This window comes from Arthrobacter sp. K4-10C (assembly GCF_059090085.1).
On sequence record NZ_JBNHFI010000001.1, the window covers coordinates 15,598 to 36,696 of the forward strand.

14 protein-coding genes are annotated in these 21,099 nt (G+C 64.0%); 5 read left to right on the forward strand and 9 right to left on the reverse strand.

Annotation, left to right across the window (positions count from 1 at the left end; translation table 11 throughout):
- Positions 1-123: 123 nt before the first annotated feature.
- Both glf and AC5RUU_RS00070 read right to left on the reverse strand, forming a co-directional pair.
- Positions 124-1,311, reverse strand: coding sequence for a UDP-galactopyranose mutase (glf, locus tag AC5RUU_RS00065; protein ID WP_493973198.1), 1,188 nt, complete (start codon positions 1,309-1,311; stop codon positions 124-126).
- Between the two features lie 122 nt (positions 1,312-1,433).
- The gene (locus tag AC5RUU_RS00070) at positions 1,434-2,018 is read right to left on the reverse strand and encodes an acyltransferase (protein ID WP_493973199.1); all 585 of its coding nucleotides are present in this window, start codon (positions 2,016-2,018) and stop codon (positions 1,434-1,436) included.
- Between the two features lie 180 nt (positions 2,019-2,198).
- Here AC5RUU_RS00070 and AC5RUU_RS00075 point away from each other — a divergent pair, with 180 nt between their 5' ends.
- Positions 2,199-6,227 (forward strand): type VII secretion EssC family protein, encoded by a 4,029-nt coding sequence (locus AC5RUU_RS00075; protein WP_493973200.1) that lies wholly within the window; start codon positions 2,199-2,201, stop codon positions 6,225-6,227.
- Here AC5RUU_RS00075 and AC5RUU_RS00080 read toward each other — a convergent pair.
- The gene (locus AC5RUU_RS00080; RefSeq protein WP_493973666.1) at positions 6,188-6,580 is read right to left on the reverse strand and encodes a hypothetical protein; all 393 of its coding nucleotides are present in this window, start codon (positions 6,578-6,580) and stop codon (positions 6,188-6,190) included. The two genes, AC5RUU_RS00075 and AC5RUU_RS00080, sit on opposite strands and share 40 nt — an antisense overlap.
- 324 nt (positions 6,581-6,904) lie before the next feature.
- On the opposite strand from AC5RUU_RS00080, the gene AC5RUU_RS00085 reads away from it, so the two are divergent.
- Complete coding sequence (locus AC5RUU_RS00085) at positions 6,905-7,153, forward strand: WhiB family transcriptional regulator (RefSeq protein ID WP_493973201.1); 249 nt, start codon at positions 6,905-6,907, stop codon at positions 7,151-7,153.
- A gap of 120 nt (positions 7,154-7,273) precedes the next feature.
- On the opposite strand, the gene AC5RUU_RS00090 is transcribed toward AC5RUU_RS00085, so the two are convergent.
- Genes AC5RUU_RS00090 through AC5RUU_RS00105 form a run of 4 tightly spaced genes read right to left on the reverse strand, consistent with a single transcriptional unit; the run spans position 7,274 to position 15,642 of the window.
- Positions 7,274-8,740: a sensor histidine kinase gene (locus tag AC5RUU_RS00090; protein ID WP_493973202.1), complete on the reverse strand. Its 1,467-nt coding sequence runs from the start codon at positions 8,738-8,740 to the stop codon at positions 7,274-7,276.
- A gap of 28 nt (positions 8,741-8,768) precedes the next feature.
- Entirely contained in the window at positions 8,769-13,622 is a 4,854-nt protein-coding gene (locus tag AC5RUU_RS00095) for an NAD-glutamate dehydrogenase (RefSeq protein ID WP_493973203.1), read from the reverse strand.
- Positions 13,623-13,678: 56 nt separating this feature from the next.
- Positions 13,679-15,001 carry a CpaE/TadZ family protein gene (locus AC5RUU_RS00100; protein ID WP_493973204.1) on the reverse strand — a complete coding sequence of 441 codons (1,323 nt, stop codon included), beginning with the start codon at positions 14,999-15,001 and terminating at the stop codon, positions 13,679-13,681.
- Entirely contained in the window at positions 14,998-15,642 is a 645-nt protein-coding gene (locus tag AC5RUU_RS00105) for a hypothetical protein (RefSeq protein WP_493973205.1), read from the reverse strand. The genes AC5RUU_RS00100 and AC5RUU_RS00105 overlap by 4 nt, the downstream gene beginning before the upstream one ends.
- Before the next feature lie 152 nt (positions 15,643-15,794).
- Here AC5RUU_RS00105 and AC5RUU_RS00110 point away from each other — a divergent pair, with 152 nt between their 5' ends.
- The gene (locus AC5RUU_RS00110) at positions 15,795-16,010 is read left to right on the forward strand and encodes a helix-turn-helix domain-containing protein (RefSeq protein ID WP_009356834.1); all 216 of its coding nucleotides are present in this window, start codon (positions 15,795-15,797) and stop codon (positions 16,008-16,010) included.
- Between the two features lie 44 nt (positions 16,011-16,054).
- On the opposite strand, the gene AC5RUU_RS00115 is transcribed toward AC5RUU_RS00110, so the two are convergent.
- A complete protein-coding gene (locus AC5RUU_RS00115; RefSeq protein ID WP_493973206.1) occupies positions 16,055-16,669 on the reverse strand; it encodes a hypothetical protein in 615 nt (204 codons plus the stop codon).
- A 93-nt stretch (positions 16,670-16,762) separates the two neighbouring features.
- On the opposite strand from AC5RUU_RS00115, the gene AC5RUU_RS00120 reads away from it, so the two are divergent.
- Together AC5RUU_RS00120 and AC5RUU_RS00125 are read left to right on the forward strand one after the other, a co-directional pair.
- Complete coding sequence (locus AC5RUU_RS00120; protein WP_493973207.1) at positions 16,763-17,632, forward strand: LysM peptidoglycan-binding domain-containing protein; 870 nt, start codon at positions 16,763-16,765, stop codon at positions 17,630-17,632.
- Positions 17,633-17,715: 83 nt separating this feature from the next.
- Positions 17,716-18,222, forward strand: coding sequence for an Rv3235 family protein (locus AC5RUU_RS00125; protein ID WP_493973208.1), 507 nt, complete (start codon positions 17,716-17,718; stop codon positions 18,220-18,222).
- An 84-nt stretch (positions 18,223-18,306) separates the two neighbouring features.
- Here AC5RUU_RS00125 and secA read toward each other — a convergent pair whose 3' ends face one another.
- Entirely contained in the window at positions 18,307-21,045 is a 2,739-nt protein-coding gene (gene secA / locus AC5RUU_RS00130; RefSeq protein ID WP_493973209.1) for a preprotein translocase subunit SecA, read from the reverse strand.
- Positions 21,046-21,099: the final 54 nt, after the last annotated feature.

The following is a 21,099-nucleotide window of genomic DNA, read 5'->3' on the forward strand; positions in this document are numbered from 1 at the left end:
CGTCGCTTTCCCTGAAGCGAACCCCGGTTGCCGGGCCGGCATCCGCATAGAGGGACATCGTGTCCACCCCGGACTCCGGCGGGAAAATTACCCTCTGAAGTGTCGTCCAGCCCGGCGCGGCGTTCATGCGTCGACGCCTCCGCTTTCCAGCTTTGCGCCGCTTTCATAGTGCGGCCGGATCTTGTTGTCGAACATGCTCAGTGCCGACCCGATGGCCATGTGCATGTCCAGGTACTTGTACGTTCCGAGTCGCCCGCCGAACAAAACATCCTTCTCAGCGGCCGCAAGGTCGCGGTACTTAAGCAGCCGCTCGCGGTCCGCCGTCGTATTGACGGGGTAGTACGGCTCGTCGCCCTTCTCGGCGAAGCGCGAGAACTCGCGCATGATGACGGTCTTCTCCGTCTGGTAGTCGCGCTCCGGGTGGAAGTGGCGGGGTTCGATGACCCGGGTGTAGGGGACGTCGTCGTCGTTGTAGTTCACAACTGATGTGCCCTGGAAGTCCTCGATGTCGAGTACTTCCTCCTCGAAGTCGATGGTCCGCCACGAGAGGTCGCCCTCGGCGTAGTCAAAGTAGCGGTCAACAGGTCCCGTGTACACGACCGGAATGCGGCCTACAACTTTGTTCTTGCTGTATTCGTGCGACTCGTCAAAGAAGTCGGTGTTCAGGCGCACCTCGATGTTCGGGTGCTCCGCCATCTTCTCGATCCAGGCGGTGTAGCCGTTGGTAGGCAGGCCCTCGTACTTGTCGTTGAAGTACCGGTTGTCATAGTTGTAGCGCACCGGGAGCCGCGAAATGATCCCGGCGGGCAGGTCCTTGGGATCCGTCTGCCACTGCTTACCGGTGTAGTGCTTGATGAAGGCCTCGTACAGCGGACGGCCGATCAGCTGGATGCCCTTGTCATTCAGGTTCTGCGGATCGGTGCCAGCGAGCTCGCCGGCCTGTTCCTGAATAAGCTCACGTGCCTGGCCGGGGGTGAGGTTGGCACGGAAAAACTGGTTGATCGTTGCAAGGTTGATGGGCAGGGAGAAGACCTCGCCCTTATGGACGCCATAGACCTTGTGAACGTAGTTCGTGAAGGTTGTGAACCGGTTCACATACTCCCAGACGCGCTCATTGGACGTGTGGAACAGGTGTGCCCCGTAGCGGTGCACCTCGATGCCGGTCTGCTCTTCCTTCTCGCTGTAGGCATTGCCGCCAATGTGGTGGCGGCGGTCGATGACGACGACCTTGAGGCCGAGCTCGGTAGCGGCCTGTTCTGCAATTGTCAGGCCAAAAAAGCCAGACCCAACGATGACAAGGTCAGCGGTCACAAAATCTCCTGGTTTGAATGCGGGCAGCGCAATGATGCGCATCGTCTGCTGCTCTAGCCTACCCGAGCCGCCGCAGCGCCCGTCGAATCAGCGGCCGCTTCCCGCCGTCGTATGCCCTGCTTTCAGGCTTCGCGCAAACTCCCGTCGTGTTCCTGGTACCGCGTCCCGGTCCGGGGGCATACCCACTCCTGGCCTTCCTGCCGGAGTGGCTGTCCTGCCCTGCCCACCCAGCCAATACGACGCGCGGGAACGCCGGCAACAAGGGCGAAGTCCGGCACGTCCCTCGTTACCACGGCCCCTGCCGCCACAGTAGCCCATGCCCCGATAGTGACGGGGGCAATGCAAACTGCACGGGCACCCACCGCAGCGCCTTCCCGTATGGTGACGCCGACTTTGTCCCAGTCGTCCTCGGTTTTCAGCCCGCCCTCGGGTGTCACGGCCCGGGGGAAGACGTCGTTGGTCAGCACCACAGCGGGGCCGATAAAGACCCCGGCCTCGAGCACGGCGGGTTCATACACAAGTGCGTAATTCTGCACCTTGCAATTGTCGCCAAGAACGGCCCCCGGCCCGATGTACGCCCCACGGCCAATGACGCAGTTCTCCCCCACCCGGGCCGACTCCCTGACCTGGGCGAGGTGCCAGACGTTGGTACCCTGGCCAATCTCGCAGTCGGGAGAGATATCAGCGGTGACTGCAATGGTGCTCACGAGAGGCTCCTTCGTGATGGGGACCACGCCCGGGTCCGTCTGTAGCGATCCTAACCGTGGCGCGACTGACGGGCGCAGAAAGGCTGAAGCGGTGTGGTTGTCCACATAGGACCCCCGTGCAGGAGCGGAGCCTGGCACGGCTGGCTAGCGTGAAGTGAACGGCAACAAGGATCGGTGCTTATGACGTTGCACTGCACACTGGTTGGCAGCCCGGACTCGCACTTGGCCGTCCAGCCACTCGAGCTGACAATTGACGCCCCCGACGGCGCTGCCGGCGCCGACATCTGCGGGCAGCTTGCAGAGAAATTTGGTACAGGAATGGTCACCGTGGAGGGCGAGGACCTGAGGTCGGTGCGGCTGGGAACCCCGCCGCTGGTCACCGGCGCAGTATTGGTCGACGGCGGCGCAGCACCAATGCGGCGAAAGCAGCAGCGCCGCCCTGGCGGCGATCAGGCTGCCGGGCTCGTCCTTGCCGTTCATACGGGCGCCGGCGCCGGAACTGTCGTGCCGCTGAGGCGCGGCACGTACAGCATCGGCAGGACCAATGCCCGCATTGTCATCCCGGACGCGGAGTTGTCCAGGCAGCACGCACGCATGGTTGTCACCGATACCGACATCTTCATTGAAGATCTGGACAGCGTGAATGGCACTTATGTGGACGGTGAAAGAATCCGGAACTCGGCCGTATCCACTGGCTCGAACATAAGGTGCGGAAGTACCACGATGTCCCTGGTGTTCGCCGACATCCCCGTCAAGGGACTAGGCAACGCCGGCGCTTCAGTCCAGGAACCCATCACAGTACCGGGCCGGGCTGATCCCGGAAGCCGAGCAGCCCTCCTTGTCACCGCAACGCTTCCACTTGCCATTGGTGTTGGCCTGGCCGTCTTTACGGGCATGTGGATGTTCCTGGCCTTCGCCGCAACCTCCGCGCTGGCCCTTCTTATCCCTGTAATTGCCGACCGCCGCCAACGGCGGGAAATCGTCACGGCAGTCAGGAAGGCAGTTGGTCAGGACCGGGAGCGGCGGCTGGCGTCGGGGCCCTCCCTTGCCATGGTGGCACTGGCAAAGGGAGATAAACGCAGTTCGTCTGTCTTCCCGGCAGATGAGGGCGGGATCTGGCTGCGGCTGGGAGAGGCGGAGCAGGACGCGAACGTCGTCATCGCACCGGCCGCGGCCGCCGTGGACGTCCCGTCCGCCGGAGCAGTCCCGGTGGTCCTTGACGTGCTGCGGCCCCGCACTGTTTTCCAGGGAACACGGCCTTTGCTGGACGGAATGATCAGGTCCATTGTCATGCAGCTTTCCGGATACCCCCGGTGCCGGAGCACGCGTCTCATCATTCACGGGCAGCCAAAGAACCTCCCTCTCAGCGCACGCTATCTGCCGGGTGTGACCCTGACGTCAACTGCAGCCGCCTGCCGGCGGGCGGTGGCAGAGGGATTTGCAAACGGTTACCAGTATGGTGTGCTTCTGTTGGCAGACACGGCGGCTGACGGCACCACGGCTGGCATGCTCCCTGTAGATGCGCTCCTGGGCGGGTGGAAAGTCCTCGAATTCGATTCGGCTGCAACCGGCGGACAAAACGGAGACGTCATCCTGAAGGGGTGCGCCGCTACCCTGCGCCGGCCGGGAAACGACACTGACTTTGTGCCTGACCTCCCACCGGAGGAGGTCTTCAACGGATTCTGCCGGCTGCTGGCGGCTGCTCCCCGCACACCGAACCCCGGGGAAGAGGCAGTACCGTCCACCTGTACCCTGGGCGACGTACTGCCGCTGTCAGCCGCCCAGACGGCCGCACGCTGGGATGCGAGCGCCCGGAGCGACGGACTGTCGGCGCCAATCGGACTTACCGCCGGCGGAGCCAGAGCGCTGGACCTTCACGCCGACGGACCCCATGTGCTGGTTGCCGGGACGACCGGGTCGGGCAAGTCCGAACTGCTCCGCAGCCTCACCCTTTCGCTGGCGCTCACTCATGCGCCGGACCGGGTCAACTTCCTCTTCGTGGACTTCAAGGGCGGCTCGGGGCTCGGTCCGCTGAGCGGCCTGGTTCACTGCGTGGGGCTGTTGACGGACCTGAGCACGGACGAACTGGAACGCACCCTGGCCTCACTTCGGGCAGAGGTCAGGCTCCGTGAGCAGGCATTCGCGGCGGCACGGGTTCCGGACCTTTCGGGGTACCGTGCCACAGCGAAGTCCAAGGACCTGTTGCTTCCCCACCTGGTCATCATCATCGACGAATTCCGGATGCTTGTTGATGATGCTCCCGAGGCACTTCGCGAGCTGATGCGCCTGGCATCCGTTGGGCGGTCCCTCGGCATTCATCTCGTCATGGCCACCCAACGACCCCAAGGCGCCCTGACGGCTGACATCCGCGCAAACATCACCTCCAGCATCGCCTTGCGGGTGCAGTCGGACATGGAGTCCGTTGACGTCATCGGTTCCAAGGCGGCGGCAGGCATCAGCGTCGATGCCCCCGGACGGGCCTTCCTGGCACGGGGCAAGGAACCCGCCCAGGAATTCCAGGCGGCAACCACTGGCCTGGTCCATGACCCGGCCACCGGGGGTGACACCATCAACGTGCAACTCACCACCGAGTACCTCACATCAGAGGCTTCTGCGCCTCCGGATGGGGAACTGCAGACGCCCGCCCAGGCCGCGGGACCACTGGTGGCCATGATTCGTGATCTTTGGGCTGTGCGCGACGGGGCACCCCCGCGTCTTCCGGTCGCCGCTCCCCTGCCGCAGGACATCCCGGAACCTCCGGAGGACGACGCGCCTGCCGGCAGTTCCGCCACGTGCCGGTCGGACTGGTCCATTGCCCTTGGAGCGATCGACCTTCCCAGGGCGCAGTCCGTGCAACCTCTCGTCTGGAGACCGGCCGCAGACAGGCATCTGGCTCTGATTGGCGCTCCCGCTTCCGGCGCAAACGAAACGGTGGAGATGGTAGTGCGGCGGCTGCTTGTCCACCAGGAGATGGCACACTGCTATCTCCTGGATGGCGCCGGAACTCTCCACGACATCGCCGCGCACAGCCGAGTAGGCGCACACACGGGCCTGCATGAGCTTCGACGCGCGGTTCGGGTGCTTGAGAAAGTGGCTGTCGAATCAACCCGCCGGCTCAGCCGGCCGGGGGAGCCCGCGCTTCCGCTGGTGGTGGTGGTCTCCGAATGGGGGTCGTGGGTGTCGGCGTTCAGGTCCGGGCCATTGGCGTGGGCCGAAGACCTCGTCCACGATCTGGTGCGCGACGGTGGCCGCGCGGGTGTCACCGTTGTCATCTCGGGCGACCGGGAACTTGTCACTGCCAGGTTTTGTGGGGCCCTGCCCAACCGGCTCTACTTTCCTGCCGGTTCGAACCAGGACAGCAGGGTTGCCTGGCCCCGGATGCCATCTACGCCGGCAATAAAAAACAGGGCGGTGGCTTTCGGTCCGGTCTCAGGCGGGGACGCGGCGGTCTGCCAGGTGTTCCGGACCATCGCCGGCCGGAAGTGGAGCAAAAGCCCGGCTGGCCGACTCACCGGTCACCGGGCGGAACCTCCACCCTTCCGCGTGGAACCACTGCCTATGCGGATAACGGCGCCGGAGGTCCTTGCCCTGGATGCAGTCCCGGCAGCGCCTGGCAGCCCGCCGCCGGGGCGTTTGCCCCAGGACGTGCTCGTTGGAGTGGGTGGCGACGAGCTTTCTCCTGTTTCCCTTCCGCTAACCCCTGGAGGCGTCGTCGCGATCCTCGGGAGGGCCGGCAGCGGCAAGACCAACGCGGTGAATGCGTTACAGGAACTGAACCCCGCACATTCCTGGCTTTGCCCCGGGACCAGAGGTGAAGACTCCAACCCCTGGGCCCGCGTGCTGCGGGCTGTCCGGGCCGGGGATCTGCCCAAGCAAACGGTGCTGCTGGCCGATGACGCGGACCTTCTGCTCCCCGCGGCCATGCGCGATCTCTCAGAGCTGCAGTCGCTGGGCCAGCCGGTGGTGCTGACTGCCAACTACAGCCCCCTGCTCCTGCAGCGTGTTCCACTCGCCATGGGTGCCCGCGCCTCTGGAACGGCACTGCTGCTCGGCCCGGCCACATTTACCGACGGGGACGCCTTCGGGGTGCGCTTTGAAGTGGAACCGGGTCCACCTCCGGGCAGGGGGGTGCTCATTGCCGGTGGACGTTCCCGCGCAATCCAGGTGGCCTACAGTGCGGGCGGCGCACTTCCCGTGCGGGAGGCATAGCTGATCACCTTATTGTGGAACAGGAGCACGATGGCGGCGGCCGCGGGTACGAGCATGGCTAAACCGGCAACGACAAGGCCACCGGTCAGGGTCGGGAATCCAATCGTGAGAACGAACAACTGGGCCACGAGGGCAGCAGCCCGGGTCCAGCGGTATCCCCGGTAGAGGAAAACCGCCACCGCATACAGCCACGCTGCAAATGCGAGCAAGAGAACGAGGGTAAATACCGCCCCCCACCAGGACAGGACCGGGCTACCGGCCAGCAACTGGTAGCCGTACCAGCCTGCTGCCACCAGGAGGGCGGTTGCCTCGGCGCCCGCGATAATCGACACAACGAGGGCTGCAGGCGGCACGCGGCCCCCGAGCCAGGGGCCACCACCGGGCGAACGCAGCGGCTCCTCTGCAGGGGAAGAGGATGGTTCGGGATTCACCGGGGGTCTTGACACACTGGCACCCTACCGGAGATAGTCGGTCATTGGTGAGGACCAGCACGGCCAGTGTGATGTATCGCTCAGCGTTCTGGGGATATCAGCCCCTAGAACCCCTTGTTTACACAGCGTTAACATGACAGGCTTGATTCAGATGACCAAGGGGGCCCTGCCGGGCCCTTTTCCTTTGTAGCTACTAGTGAATTATTTCACAAGAAGCACTTCCCAGAAATGGAGCAACTGATCAGCATGGATTGGCGTAACCGCGCAGCGTGCCTGGATAAGGACCCGGAACTGTTCTTCCCGGTCGGGAACACGGGCCCGGCCCTGCTGCAGATCGAGGAAGCCAAGAGCGTCTGCCGCCGGTGCGCGGTGGTGGACACCTGCCTGCAGTGGGCACTTGAGTCCGGCCAGGACGCCGGTGTCTGGGGAGGCATGAGCGAAGACGAGCGCCGCGCACTCAAGCGCCGGGCAGCCCGCGCACGCCGCGCTTCCTGATCGAGCAAAGCACGAGCCCCTGCCGCAACCTGGTTGCGGCAGGGGCTCTGTCTTTAAAAGACCGTGGGCGCTTTAAGGACCGTGGGCGGCAGTGGAACCTGCCGCCTACGTGCCTTATGGCTACTTTCCTGACAAACTGAGCCGGATCCGGACGGCGGTGCCGCCACCCTCCCGGGGCTGCCACTGGATGGTGCCACCGAGTTCGCTCGTCACCAGGGTGCGCACGATCTGCAGGCCCAGCCCCTCAACATGAGGCGTATCGGGCAGGCCCACACCGTCGTCGGCAATCGTCACTGTGAGTTCCTCGCCGTCTTCCCCTTCGGAACGGTCAGCAATGAGCCACACGGTTCCGGCCCTGCCCTCCAGCCCGTGCTCCACCGCATTGGTCACCAGTTCATTGATGACCAACGCCAGCGGTGTGGCGAGGTCACTGGGGAGTTCACCAAATGTTCCCGAGCGCTCGGTCCTAACCTGCTGGGACGGCGAGGCGACTTCCGCGGAAAGCCGGAACTGGCGCCCAATCAGCTCGTCGAAGTCGACGCTCTGCGTCAACCCCTGCGACAGGGTTTCATGGACAAGGGCGATGGTGGCAACCCGCCGCATCGCCTGTTCCAGGCCTTGCTTGGCCTCTTCGCTGACCATCCGGCGCGACTGCATCCGCAAAAGCGCAGCAACGGTCTGGAGGTTGTTCTTCACACGGTGGTGGATCTCCCGGATGGTTGCGTCCTTGGTCACCAGCTCCATCTCGCGCCGCCTCAGCTCGGACACATCGCGGCATAGGACCAGCGCACCGAAGCGCTGCTGTTCGTCCCGAAGCGGAATGGCCCGGAGCGACAGGCTGACACCCCGGGACTCGATTTCACTGCGCCACGGCATCCTGCCAGTGACCACCAAGGGCAGCGTCTCGTCCACCATCCGCCGGTCCTTGAGCAGGCTTGCTGTGACCTCGGCAAGTGAGCGGCCTTCGAGGGACTCCCCGTCACCAAGCCGCCGGAAAGCAGAGACACCATTGGGGCTGGCGTATTGGACCACGCCCTCGGCATCGAGCCGGATCAGCCCGTCCCCCACACGTGGCGCACCCCGTCGGGATCCGGTGGGCGAGGCAAAGTCGGGCCACAAACCGAGCGTGCCCATCCGCAGGAGGTCATAGGCGCACTGGCGGTACGTCAGCTCAAGCCGGGATGGCATTCGGGAGCTGGACAGGTCCATGTGCGTTGTCACCACTGCAAGCGTCCGGCCGTTCCGGACCATGGGCACAGCCTCCACCCGGAGCGCCATGTCGCTGCTCCAGTTGGTTTCACTGGACCGCTCAATGGCCCGGCTGTTCCACGCCTTGTCCACGAGCGGTTGCAGGTCCGACCGAATGCCCTCGCCCACGAAGTCTCCATGGAAGACCGTGTGCGTGGTGGACGGCCGGACGTGCGCCAACGCCACATACCCGTGGTCCGGGTGGGGGAACCAGAGTGCCAGGTCGGCGAACGCCAGGTCCGCCACCATCTGCCAGTCCCCCACCAACAGGTGCAGCCACTCGGCATCGCCCGGCCCGAAATCAGCATGCTCCCTGATAGGGTCCGTAAAGATTGCCACTGCACCTCCATTTGCGACGCCGGATTGGCTAGCGTCGGACGATTGACCTCAAGAGCCTCAATGCTACCGACAGTGACGCCATATCATCTGACTCGAGTGCGTTCACCTCATCGAACATGCTCTTGGCCCGGCCCAGCTGCTCCGCGTTCTGCGCCTCCCATTCCTTCAGCCGTGCCTCCGGAGAGTCAGCCACCTCGGTGGCGTCCAGCACCGCCGTCGTCATGTCCGAAACTGTGGAATACAGGTCATCCCGCAGCGCCGCCCTGGCCAGGGCCTGCCACCGGTCCTGCCGGGGCAGGCTGCTGATCCGTTCCAGCAGGGAGTCTGCATGGAAGCGGTTGAATACGGTGTAGTAAACAGCTGCGATATGCTCCACCGGATCCTTCCGGGCCCGGGCGATCTTGGCGATGTCCAGGAGGACGAAGCTCTCGAAGAGCTCGGCCCACCGCAGGGCCAGCCCTTCCGGAAGTTCCCATTCACGCGCCGTTTCCAGCCAGCCGGCCACCCGGTCCCGGTCGTCACCGCGCAGGTAGTCAAGCAGGCGGGCACGCATCGGGTCCATAAGAGGCTTGAACTCGGCCACCACGTCCGCGATGGGTTGGGAAACGGACCCCTGGGTGAGGAGCCACCGGACCGCGCGGTCCAACAGCCGGCGGATATCGAGATGCACCGTGCTCCAGTGTTCCGTCGGGAACGATGCAGGCAGGCTGTTCAATTCCCCGACCATGGCATCCAGCTCATAGATCTCCCGGAGTGCCACAAACGCCTTGGCCACCGCCACTTCGCTGGCGGACGTCTCTTCCATTACCCGGAAGGCGAAGGTGATGCCGCCGAGATTGATGATGTCGTTAGCCACCACGGTCGCAATGATCTCGCGGCGCAGCGGATGGGTGTCCAGTTCGGCGTCGAAGCGCTCGCGCAGCTGCCGGGGGAAGTAATCCCGCAGTGTCTGGCGGAACCAGGGATCGTCAGCGAGGCTGCTTTCCCGGAGCGCAGAAGTCAACTCGATCTTCACGTAGGCGGCCAGCACTGACAGCTCAGGAGACGTCAATCCCTGTCCTTGCTGCAGCCTCTCCCGCAGGGTCTCGGTGGTGGGCAGCGCCTCGAGGTCCCGCTTCAGGTCGGCCGACTTTTCCAGCCAGTCCATCAGCCGCTCGTAGCTGGGACTCCACTCGGCCACCTTGGTCCTGTCGTTCAGCAGCAGGATGTTCTGGTCGATGTTGTCCTCCAGCACCAGGCGGGCGACTTCATCGGTCATCGAGGCAAGGAATCCGGGCCGTTCGTCCGCGGAAAGCTTCCCCGCCGCAACCATCCGGTCCACGAAGATCTTGATGTTGACCTCATGATCGGAGCAGTCCACGCCGGCAGAATTGTCGATGGCGTCAGTGTTGAGGATGACCCCCTGCAGGGCGGCTTCGATCCGGCCGCGCTGTGTCATGCCGAGGTTGCCGCCTTCGCCCACGACCTTGACGCGCAGGTCCCGGCCGTCAACACGGATGGCATCATTAGCCTTGTCCCCCACCGATGCGTTGGACTCGGTGCTGGCCTTGACGTAGGTTCCGATGCCGCCGTTGTACAACAAGTCGGCGGGGGCCAGGAGGATTGCCCGCAGGAGTTCTGGCGGGCTGAGTTCCGTCGTCCCGGCGGGAAGCCCCAGCGCGGCGCGCACCTGTGCAGAAACGGGGATGGACTTGGCCTGCCGCGGGAAGACGCCGCCGCCCTCGCTGATGAGGGACTTGTCGTAGTCGTCCCAGGACGACCTCGGCAGCTCAAACAGCCGCTGGCGTTCTTCGAAGGAGGCCTCTTCGTCCGGGTTGGGGTCCAGGAAAATATGGCGGTGGTCAAACGCGGCCAGCAGGCGGATGTGCCGTGAGAGCAGCATCCCGTTGCCGAAGACGTCGCCGGACATATCTCCAACGCCCACCACCGTAAACGGCTGGGTTTGTGTATCCAGGTCGAGCTCACTGAAGTGCCGCTTTACGGATTCCCAGGCACCGCGGGCAGTGATGCCCATGGCCTTGTGGTCGTATCCCACGGATCCGCCGGAAGCGAAGGCATCGCCTAGCCAGAACCCGTATTCCGCGGCCAGCCCGTTGGCGATGTCGGAGAACGTGGCGGTTCCCTTGTCCGCTGCGACCACGAGGTAGGAATCGTCGTCGTCGTGCCTGACAACGTTCGACGGCGGCACAAGCCTTTCGCCGTCGCCCTCCGTCACGAGGTTGTCGGTGAGGTCGAGCAGGCCCCTGATAAACGTCTTGTAGCTCTCTACCCCCTCGGCCATCCACGCGGCCCGGTCTACAGCCGGATCCGGAAGCTGCTTTGCGAAGAAACCGCCCTTTGCGCCGGTGGGCACGATGACGGCATTCTTGACGGTCTGCGCCTTTACCAGGCCCAGGACCTCGGTGCGGAAGTCCTCCCGGCGGTCAGACCAGCGAAGCCCGCCGCGGGCCACCTTGCCGAAACGGAGGTGGACACCCTCGACGCGGGGTGCGTAGACCCAGATCTCGTACTTGGGCCGCGGGAAGGGCAGCCCGTCAATCCGGGACGGATCGAGCTTGAAACTCAGGTGCCGCTTGTCCTGGTAGTAGTTGGTGCGCAGTGTGGCTTCAATCAGGTTGGCGAACGTTCGCAGCACCCTGTCGGCGTCGAGCGTGGCCACCTTCTCGATCGAGGCTGCCAGCTCCTGCCGCACCGTCTCCTGCACGTCCAGCCGCTCGTCGTCGGTGAGGGCCGGATCAAAACGCGCGACGAAGAGCGCGCTCAGGCCCCTGGCGACATCCGGATTTGCCAGCAAAGTGTCCGCCATGAAGCCGAAGGAGTTGGTGTTGCCCATCTGCCGCATGTACCGGGCGTAGGCCCGGAGCACGGTGATCTGCCGCCACTGCATGCCCTCTCGGAGGACCAGCCTGTCGAATGCATCGGATTCAGCTGCCCCTGTAACAGCGGCGCTGAAGGAATCTGCCAGCAGCTCGCCGGTGGCCACCGGGTCCACACCCGCGGGGTACTTCAACCCGAGGTCGTAGAGGAAGAAGTCACGGCGGTCCGCCGTCTCGATCTCGAACGGCCGCTCGTCCAGGACTTCGAGCCCCAGGTTGTGGAAGTAGGGCAGGATCTGGCTGAGGCTCTTGGGCTCGAGCATGTAGAGCTTGACCCGGGCATCCTCCTCGAGCGTCGCCCCTGCCCCCTCGGGAAGGTAGACGTGGACACCGGGCCGTTCCTGGCGGGCGCCCACGGCCCGTTCGGCCGCCGCCCCATACTTCTCGAATCGGGAAATGTCCTCGAGGGCATCCTCCACTTCGTAGTCCACCCGGTAACTTGCCGGGAAAGCCTCAGCCCAAATAGCAGCGAGTTCCTTGGCTTCCTCAGCGTCCCGGCCCTCCCGGAGGACCTCGGCTATGCCCTCACTCCATGAGCGGGCAGCGCGGACCAGCCGTTTCTCGAGCTCGGCGGTGTTGACGTGGCTGACGTCGGCGTTCTTGGGCAGGCGGATACGGAAGAACAGGCGGGCGAGTGCCGACTCGGTCATGCGTGCCTCGTAGTCGATGGACACCGCCTGGAACGTTTCGCGCAGTTCCTGCTCGATGCGGAGCCGGACATTGGTGGTGTACCGGTCGCGGGGAAGGTAGACAACGGCGGACATGAACCGCCCGTAGATGTCGGGCCGCAGGAACAGCCGGGTCCGCCGGCGCTCCTGGAGTTTCTGTATACCCAGTGCAGTGGCAGCCAGGTCAGGGACTTCAATCTGGAATAGTTCGTCACGGGGGTAGGTTTCGAGGATTCCCAGCAGGTCCTTGCCGGAGTGGGAATCAGGCGGGAAGCCGGCGCTGCGCAGGACGGCGTCCACTTTCTCGCGGACGATCGGGATGTTCCTGACCGAGCCGGTGTAGGCGCTCGTTGCAAAGAGTCCGATGAAGCGGCGTTCGCCGTTCACATTGCCAGCGGCGTCGAAGCTTTTGACACCGATGTAGTCGAGGTATGCAGAGCGATGGACGGTGGAGCGGGAGTTGGCCTTGGTGATGACGAGGGCGCGCTTTTCCCGTGCCTTCTTCCGGCCCGTGTCCGTGAGGTGCTGGATGTGCGGTGAGTCGGCGGCAGCCCGCAGAAGCCCCAGGCCGCTGTCCTCGCGAAGCTCCAGGACGTCCTCCCCGTCCACATTCACGAGGTCGTATTCCCGGTAGCCCAGGAAGGTGAAGTTTCCGTCATCGAGCCAGTGCAGGAGGTCCTTCGCCTGCCGCAGCTCCGCGATTTGTGCCGGGTTCGCCACCTGGTCCAGGCTTTCGGAAATCTGCCGCGCCTTCTGGCGCATCTTGGGCCAGTCCTCCACGGCAGCACGGACATCGTTGAGGACGCGGTTCAGGCCCTCCAGCAGGGACGCCTTGGCTTCCTCGGAGATGCGGTTGATTTCGACGGCGATCCAGGACTCCATGTGCGAGGCATTCTCGCCCTGCGCAATGAGGTGGGACAGGCTGGGCATGGCTGCCGTGTCACCGCTGGAAATACCGATGTGGGAGGGAACCCTGTTGACCTTGACGAGGTTTCCGTTTTCCCTGTTGCGCGTTGCGACGATCAGCGGGTGGACCACCAGCTTGATGGCCGCGTGCTGACGGACGAGCTCCGCGTTGACCGAATCAACCAGGAACGGCATGTCGTCGGTAACGACGAAGACAACACTGCTGTCTTCTTCATCCACGATGGCGGTATTGGCCTGGCCGGGCCGCCGCACTGCTGCCACCTTACGGTGGTTCTCCGCCCGTGCGACGAGTACTTCGCGGGCGTAGCTCCGCGCGTCCTCCTCAGCGAGATGCTGGTAGTAGTCCCCAATGAAGCCTTCAGCACCTTCAATTGAAAGGGGTTGATCCTCCACGCTGGATCCCGACGACATCGACACACGCCTCCATCACAAGTATTTGCCGCTCCATTGCAGCTCTTATGGCGAGCCTAGTCCTTTGCCCGGCGCCGTGCTGTGGAAGAAAAGACAGAGGGTTTGGACTTCTGCTGGACAGGTGCACAAACGAGGTCTCGAACGGCGTTGCGCAGGGCGGAGTCGGGAGCGGCCTCGAGCAGGAGGGACCCTGCCAGCAGGGCGGCATCCGCAGCCGCCGGATCGTGCGGCAGGAAAGCCTTGAGTTCGAACACCGGTCCAAATCTTTCCCATGCGTCCCGCAATTGCCGTTCCGGGTTTCTGCCGACGGACGAAGCACGGACCTTGTTCATCACCACCACGGGAGAAGCCTGGGGAACGGCCGCCTTGAGTTCCGCAAGCCCGCGCACCAAACGCGGCACTCCCACAGGATCCGCAGCTCCGACTGCATATATCGTGTCGGCCAGTTCGAGTGGACGCAGGGTTGCTGCGTTCCGGCGCGGAGCCATGGTGTCGAAGCTGAGTTCTTCATCCGCTTCAAGGCAAAAGCCGGTGTCAACAACGACGACGTCGGCGCTCTGGCGGGCGCGCTCCAGCACCACCGCAAGGGCTGGTGCACGCAGCTCCGTCCACCGGTCGGCGCGCGTGATGCCCGTCAACACCTTGAAGGTGCCGGAGGTGGTGGCGACCGGAGTGACGATTCTTTCCAGGGCGGCAAGATCAAGAGCGCCGTGATCCGCCAGCCTGCACGCCTGCGCCACGCCGGCCGATTCGTCCAACAGGCCAAGCACGGCGGCTACACTTGCCCCGTAACTGTCGGCGTCGATGAGAAGAACCTCCTTCCCGTCCGCTGCCAGTTCACCGGCGACGTTGGCCGCGAGGGTAGTGCGCCCCGGAGAACCTGCAGGGCCCCACACCGCAATGATTCTTCCCCTTTCCGGTCCCCCGGGACCGGCTGCCGGCACCTCTGCAGGTACTGTCTTTAGGGCAGCACCGGTATCGGCAAGGGAACTGCGGCCTTTCGAATGGTCCGTTGAACGCGGGCCGGCTCCCGTCAACTGCTCTACTGCGTCCGCGATTTGTCGGGACAGTTCGGCTGATTCCACCCCGGACAAAGCGCAGGAGACACCAATCTGGCGCAACCGGGCCACTTCATCGGCATTGTCAGTCAGCGCTATGAGGGCAACTCCCACCGCTTCAAGCCGGTCCACCAGCGAGGCCGTTAGCCCCTCGGAGCCATCCGCAACCACCGCAGCCCTCGCCAACCCGCTCTGGCACGCCGCCAGGAGTTCCGCGAGCTCGCCACATCTTCTGACCACCGTCACAGGCCCGTGCAGCCGCTCAAGTCCGCCCACCAAATCCTCCCGGCTCTGGCCAACGGTGACTACCGGGATACTCATCGGGTTCCGCCGCCCGGATTCCAGACAACCGAGATTTTCGCCTCATTGGCTTGCGCCCCGAGCAAAGCAGGCATCTGGCTGTCCTCCACGAGCACCATGAGGACAGTAGTCCTGGTAGACCCGAGGGCGGTGGAGCCTTCCGCAACCTCAGCGATCTCGGCGCCGGGAAGGAGGAGTTTTGGCTCGCTGAAGCCATTTTTCGCATCCGGCTGGGCCACCCAGACGTCCACCCTGGCACCCGCTACCGCCTGGGACGGAAGCGTCCCGTCAACGGTAATGGCCACCGGCTTGCGGTCAAGGTCATCCACCTCACCAAGGCTGGACCGGGGAACCAGCTGGTCCTTCCCGATCCGCTGCAAGGCGATTACCCCTTGAGGCAAACCGGATTCCACAGGGATGTAGTGCCGTTCCGTTTCGCCAAGACGGACTTTCGCCCGGACGACGTTCTCGGGCGTCAACGCCTCGCCAACAGCAATACCGTCCCGGGCCGCGTAAACCTCTGTGGTCCGGTCGGCACTGTTGACCAGGAAGACCACTCCGGCCACGGACACCAGAACCAGGAGCATCCCCATCAGCAGGCGGGGGTCCTTCCAGGACGGGCGCTTGAGGCGCGCAGCCGTGGCCGTCGATTCTGGAACCATGCCGTATCCCCCTGATAGCTCCGGCGCCCCCAGTGTGGCCGGACACCTCATTGTTGCGGCAAGTGGCGCCGGAACAAAAGTCATTTAGCCTAAACAAAGCCAATCTGTGGATAAGAGCAGCAAACCGATCCAGATGATGGCAAAATGGACGCATGCCCAGGTTCCTGACGCTCGCGGATGTAGCCGAGCAACTGCAGATCAATTCGCCTGCCGCGTACGCACTAGTGCGAAGCGGGGAACTGAAGGCTATCCAGGTTGGCGGCCGTGGCCAATGGCGCGTTGAAGAGAAGATGCTTGAGCAGTACATCGAGGAGCGTTACGCCGAGGCCAGCCGGATGATACAGGAGTCAAAGTCCAGGTCCGTTTGACCGCGCCCCGCCCCGCCCGGGCCGCTTCGGTCAACGCTCCGCGCCTAAAGCTCCCTGGGAAGCGGTGACCTGATGGCGGTCAACGCCGTGAACGGGACCGTGGAAACCTGATTGACGTTTGGTCCCCGACGCACCTCGCCGGGCGTGACTGCGGCCAAGTCGAAGTAGTCCTGCCCCACCCTGTCGATGACTCCTTCCATGCGGAGGGTTCCCGTGCCGCTTCCCAGGGTGACAGTTAGTCCGGTACGGTCCCTGGCCAGGGCACGCAGGGAGTGCGCGAGTCCTATCGCACGGCGCACCTGTGATGTCTCTGCCCGCGAAAACCTGCCAAGTCCCACGTACCGAGCCGCAGCAGCATAGGGAATGAGGATTTGGTGGTGTTCCTCCTGAAGGACTAAGGCATCCACTCCGGCATGCGTCAATGTGCCATGGATAGCTTCCCCGCCGAACAGGTAGACGCCCACGCGGCAGCCCAAGGCAGCGCGCAACCTGCCGGCGAAGCCGGTGTTCACCAGCTCGACCCTGGCCCGTTCGTTCACTTCGGCATCGAATGCGAGCCGGTCCGACTCAGCCAGTTGGCCTTCCATGTCATTGAAGAGTGCATCCCAGCGCATCCGGCCAGCGTAAATGCCGCCCTGCACCCGGTCAATCCCGGACATTTTCCACTCCAGCGTCTGGACAAACATGAAGACCAGCGCGCAAACTGAGTCAAACGATGCCAAAGATTATCAAACTGCATCAAAGGGGAAGAGATGTCGCGTTCTGCCAGAATCACGATTGGAGCCGATGCCGCTGCGGCAGCTGGTCTGCTGCTGTTGGGGATCCTGCTCTTCCTCATCGGAGCGGGACTGATCGGGCAGTGGCAAGAGGCGTCTGCCCGGAACCAGGCCTACACGGTTGAGCAACTTCTGGGCACGGCCGCAGCGGCAGCCGGTGCCATCCTGCTCGTTTGGTGGCTTGCTGCGTTGGCTTGTTCCGCAGCCAGCCTGGTTCTGGAGCGGCGAGGGAAGGACAGGGCGGCTGCAGCCACGCGCAAGGTTTCGCCCGCATTCATGCGTCGGCTGGTTATTGCGGCAGTGTCCTTTCAACTGGTGTCGGGAGCTGCTCACGCGGCAACTCCTGCACCCGGACCGCAGTGGGCACCGACGCAGGGGCAGGAGGCCGCGGTGCCTGCAGCCGGGCACCGGGGGGCGGGGCCGACATGGAAGGCGGAACCTGCGCCGGAACCGGCATCGCCGCCACACCCTGCATCCGTAACTGTCCCGGACAGGGCAGACAGCGCGTTGCCGGAACCGGGGACTGGCGACCAGCCCGCTCCCGCTTCAACCGTCCATCCTGGCTGGCAACCGTCGGCACCTGTCGTCGAGCCCGGGCTGCTGGCAGGACCTGCCGTCCGCGCGCAGTCCCCATCGCCTGTGGCGGACGGGCACTCCGCATCGGTGGCTGTGCTGGCGGGAGACAGCCTCTGGGACATCGTGTCGAACTATTTGGGGCCGGAGGCCTCGGACGTGGATATTGCCCTTGAGTGGCCGCGATGGTACGAGGCCAATAAAGCTCTCATCGGCCAGAACCCGGATGTGCTCCTCCCGGGGCAGATCCTGCTGCCGCCTACTACGACGTAATCCGCCAACCGGCAGGCAACCCGGCCAGCCGGACCCACGTTCGCGAATCTCTGAACGCGAACTAAATAACACAAGGGGAATCCATGTCTGCAGTCACGCCGCTCCGTTCCGTCCAGGGAATGGCAGCCAACAAGCCAGGAACAACCGGGGGGCCGGGCAAAGCTGGAGTCCCGCCGATGGACCAGAGCCGCAACCGCCTTCCACGGCCCCCGGGCGCACCTGCCCTGCGGGCAACGGACGAAGCAGCAGAAGTACGGACCATCTCCCGTGGCACCGTCCAGGCCGCGATGGAAGTGCTGGCCGGAATACGGCCCATCCACCAGCTGGCACGCCGGCTCGATCCGCGATGCCTGGCAAACCTGCAACACCGCGCCTCCCTGATCCGGCGGGAACTTACCCGTACCGGAAACCCGGAACTGGCCCGGCTGCACAGGAACTCCACGGTCCGCTCCGTCCGCGTCTGCGAGGTTGCCGAGGGCATCTTCGAGGCCAGCGCGGTCGTGGTGGATGACATCCGGGCCCGCGCCGTAGCCATCCGGCTGGAGCGCAGCAAGCAGGTATGGAGGGTGACCGAACTTGTCATCGGCTGACCTACGAAAAGAGGCAGGTCCGGAATTCCGGACCTGCCTCATATTGTTCGCCGGCTTCCGGCGGGCTGAATCAACAAGCGGGGGTCAGCGCCGTTTTTTCTTGGCCGGGCGCCTGGCCGCATCCTGGGCTGCCGCCTTGGCCGGGTTTCCGGAACGGCCGGACGAGCGGGTTTCCACCCGGGTCTGGGTTCCGCCGCTTTCGCTGGGCGCCGTGTACTGAAGCTGCGCCGGCTTTTCCGGCGCTTCCAAGCCTGCTGCCTTCACCTGTGGCTCCACATGCTCCGTGTGGCCTCCGGCAGCGTCCGGTACGACCACGTCCTGGGCAGGCGTGACTTCCACTTCCAGGTTGAACAGGAACCCCACGCTTTCTTCGCGGATGGCCTCCATCATGCTTTGGAACAGGACGAAGCCCTCACGCTGGTATTCAACTAGCGGGTCACGCTGCGCCATGGCGCGCAGCCCGATTCCCTCTTTGAGGTAGTCCATTTCGTAAAGGTGTTCCTGCCATTTGCGTCCGATGACGGACAGGACCACGCGGCGTTCCAGCTCCCGCATGCTCTCGGAGCCGATGGCTTCTTCCCGTGCCTGGTAAACCAGGCGGGCGTCGGACAACAGTTCTTCCTTCAGGAACTCAACGGTCAGCCGGGACTTGCCGCCAGCCTCTTCGATGATGTCCTCGGCTGTGACGGTGACCGGGTAGAGGGTCTTCAGGTTGGTCCACAGCTGGTTGAAGTCCCAGTCGTCGCCGTTACCTTCCGCGGTTGCGTCATCGATCAGGGCCGTGATGGTGTCCTCAACGAAGAACTGCACCTTCTCGTGCAGGTCATCGCCTTCCAGGATCCGCCGCCGATCGCTGTAGATGGCCTCGCGCTGGCGGTTCAGGACGTCGTCGTACTTCAGCACGTTCTTGCGCTGCTCGGCGTTGCGGCCTTCCACCTGTCCCTGGGCCGAAGCAATAGCCCGGGATACCAGCTTGGATTCCAGCGCCACGTCATCCGGTACCGAGCTGTTCATGAGGCGTTCTGCGGCACCCGAGTTGAAGAGCCGCATGAGGTCATCGGTCAGGGACAGGTAGAAGCGGGACTCACCCGGGTCGCCCTGGCGGCCCGACCGTCCGCGGAGCTGGTTGTCAATGCGGCGGGATTCGTGCCGTTCGGTGCCAAGGACGTAGAGGCCGCCCAGGTTCAGCACTTCCTCATGTTCGTCCTTGACGGACTGCTTGGCGGATTCGAGTGCTGCCGGCCAGGCGGACTCGTACTCCTCGGAATTTTCCTGCGGGTCCAGCCCGCGCTTGGCAAGTTCAGCAACGGCAGTGAATTCCGCGTTGCCGCCCAGCATGATGTCGGTACCGCGGCCGGCCATGTTGGTTGCAACGGTGACGGCGCCCTTTCGGCCTGCCTGGGCAACGATGGCAGCTTCGCGCGCATGGTTCTTGGCGTTCAGGACCTCGTGACGGATGCCTTCCTTGGCAAGGAGCCGGGACAGGTATTCGCTCTTTTCGACGCTGGTGGTGCCAACCAGGACCGGCTGGCCTTTCTCGTGGCGTTCGGCAATGTCCCGCACCACGGCGTCGAACTTGACGGTTTCATTCTTGAAAACCAGGTCCGACTGGTCGATCCGCTGCATGTCCCGGTTGGTGGGGATGGGCACCACGCCGAGCTTGTAGGTGCTCATGAACTCGGCAGCCTCGGTTTCCGCGGTGCCCGTCATGCCCGAGAGCTTGTGGTACATGCGGAAGTAGTTCTGCAGCGTCACCGTGGCCAGCGTCTGGTTCTCGGCCTTGATCTCGACGCCTTCCTTGGCCTCGATTGCCTGGTGCATGCCCTCGTTGTAGCGCCGGCCGGCCAGGATACGGCCGGTGTGCTCATCCACGATCAGGACTTCTCCGTCGAGGATGACGTAGTCCTTGTCGCGCTTAAACAGTTCCTTCGCCTTGATGGCGTTGTTGAGGAACCCGATCAGGGGCGTGTTCGCGGATTCGTACAGGTTCGAGATGCCGAGGTAATCCTCGACCTTCTCGATGCCGCTCTCCAGCACGCCTACGGTGCGCTTTTTCTCGTCGACCTCGTAGTCCTTCTCGGGCTGCAGCCGGAGAACCACCTTGGCGAACTCGCTGTACCACCGGTTGGTATCGCCCTGGGCGGGACCGGAGATGATGAGGGGCGTACGGGCCTCGTCAATCAGGATCGAGTCCACCTCGTCCACGATCGCATAGTTGTGCCCTCGCTGGACCAATTCGTTCCGGTCCCAGGCCATGTTGTCTCGAAGATAGTCAAAACCGAACTCGTTGTTGGTTCCGTAAGTGATGTCGGCGGCGTACTGCTGGCGCCGCACAGCGGGGTCCTGGTTGGACAGGATGCATCCGCTGGTAAGGCCGAGGAACCGGTAGACACGGCCCATCAGGTCGGACTGGTATTCGGCGAGGTAGTCGTTGACGGTGACCACGTGGACACCCTTGCCGGTGAGGGCGTTCAGGTAGGCAGGAGCGGTTGCCACCAGGGTCTTGCCTTCACCGGTCTTCATCTCCGCGATGTTGCCAAGGTGCAGGGCGGCGCCGCCCATCAACTGGACGTCAAAGTGCCGCATGCCCAGGGTCCGCGACGATGCCTCCCTAACTGCGGCGAATGCCTCCGGGAGCAGGTCGTCCAGCTTTTCGCCGTCCTGGTGCCGTTCGCGGAGCCGGTCCGTTTCCTCGCGGAGCTCAGCGTCGGTGAAGGTCTTGAACGAGTCTTCGAGGGCATTGATGGAGTCGGCATAGTTCCGCAGTTGCCGCAGGGTTTTTTTGTCACCTGTGCGCAGTAGTTTTTCGATAAGTGATGCCACGTGAAAATGCTCCCAGTCTGATGCAGCCGAATTCTGGCGTTTTTAGTCTACGGG

Coding starts and splice junctions, on each gene's coding strand:
- AC5RUU_RS00125 (WP_493973208.1), top strand. CDS start 17,716: ATGTCTGCAGTCACGCCGCTCCGTTCCGTCCAGGGAATGGCAGCCAAC.
- AC5RUU_RS00105 (WP_493973205.1), bottom strand. CDS start 15,642: ATGGTTCCAGAATCGACGGCCACGGCTGCGCGCCTCAAGCGCCCGTCC.
- AC5RUU_RS00120 (WP_493973207.1), top strand. CDS start 16,763: ATGTCGCGTTCTGCCAGAATCACGATTGGAGCCGATGCCGCTGCGGCA.
- AC5RUU_RS00085 (WP_493973201.1), top strand. CDS start 6,905: ATGGATTGGCGTAACCGCGCAGCGTGCCTGGATAAGGACCCGGAACTG.
- AC5RUU_RS00100 (WP_493973204.1), bottom strand. CDS start 15,001: ATGAGTATCCCGGTAGTCACCGTTGGCCAGAGCCGGGAGGATTTGGTG.
- AC5RUU_RS00075 (WP_493973200.1), top strand. CDS start 2,199: ATGACGTTGCACTGCACACTGGTTGGCAGCCCGGACTCGCACTTGGCC.
- AC5RUU_RS00115 (WP_493973206.1), bottom strand. CDS start 16,669: ATGTCCGGGATTGACCGGGTGCAGGGCGGCATTTACGCTGGCCGGATG.
- AC5RUU_RS00095 (WP_493973203.1), bottom strand. CDS start 13,622: ATGTCGTCGGGATCCAGCGTGGAGGATCAACCCCTTTCAATTGAAGGT.
- AC5RUU_RS00110 (WP_009356834.1), top strand. CDS start 15,795: ATGCCCAGGTTCCTGACGCTCGCGGATGTAGCCGAGCAACTGCAGATC.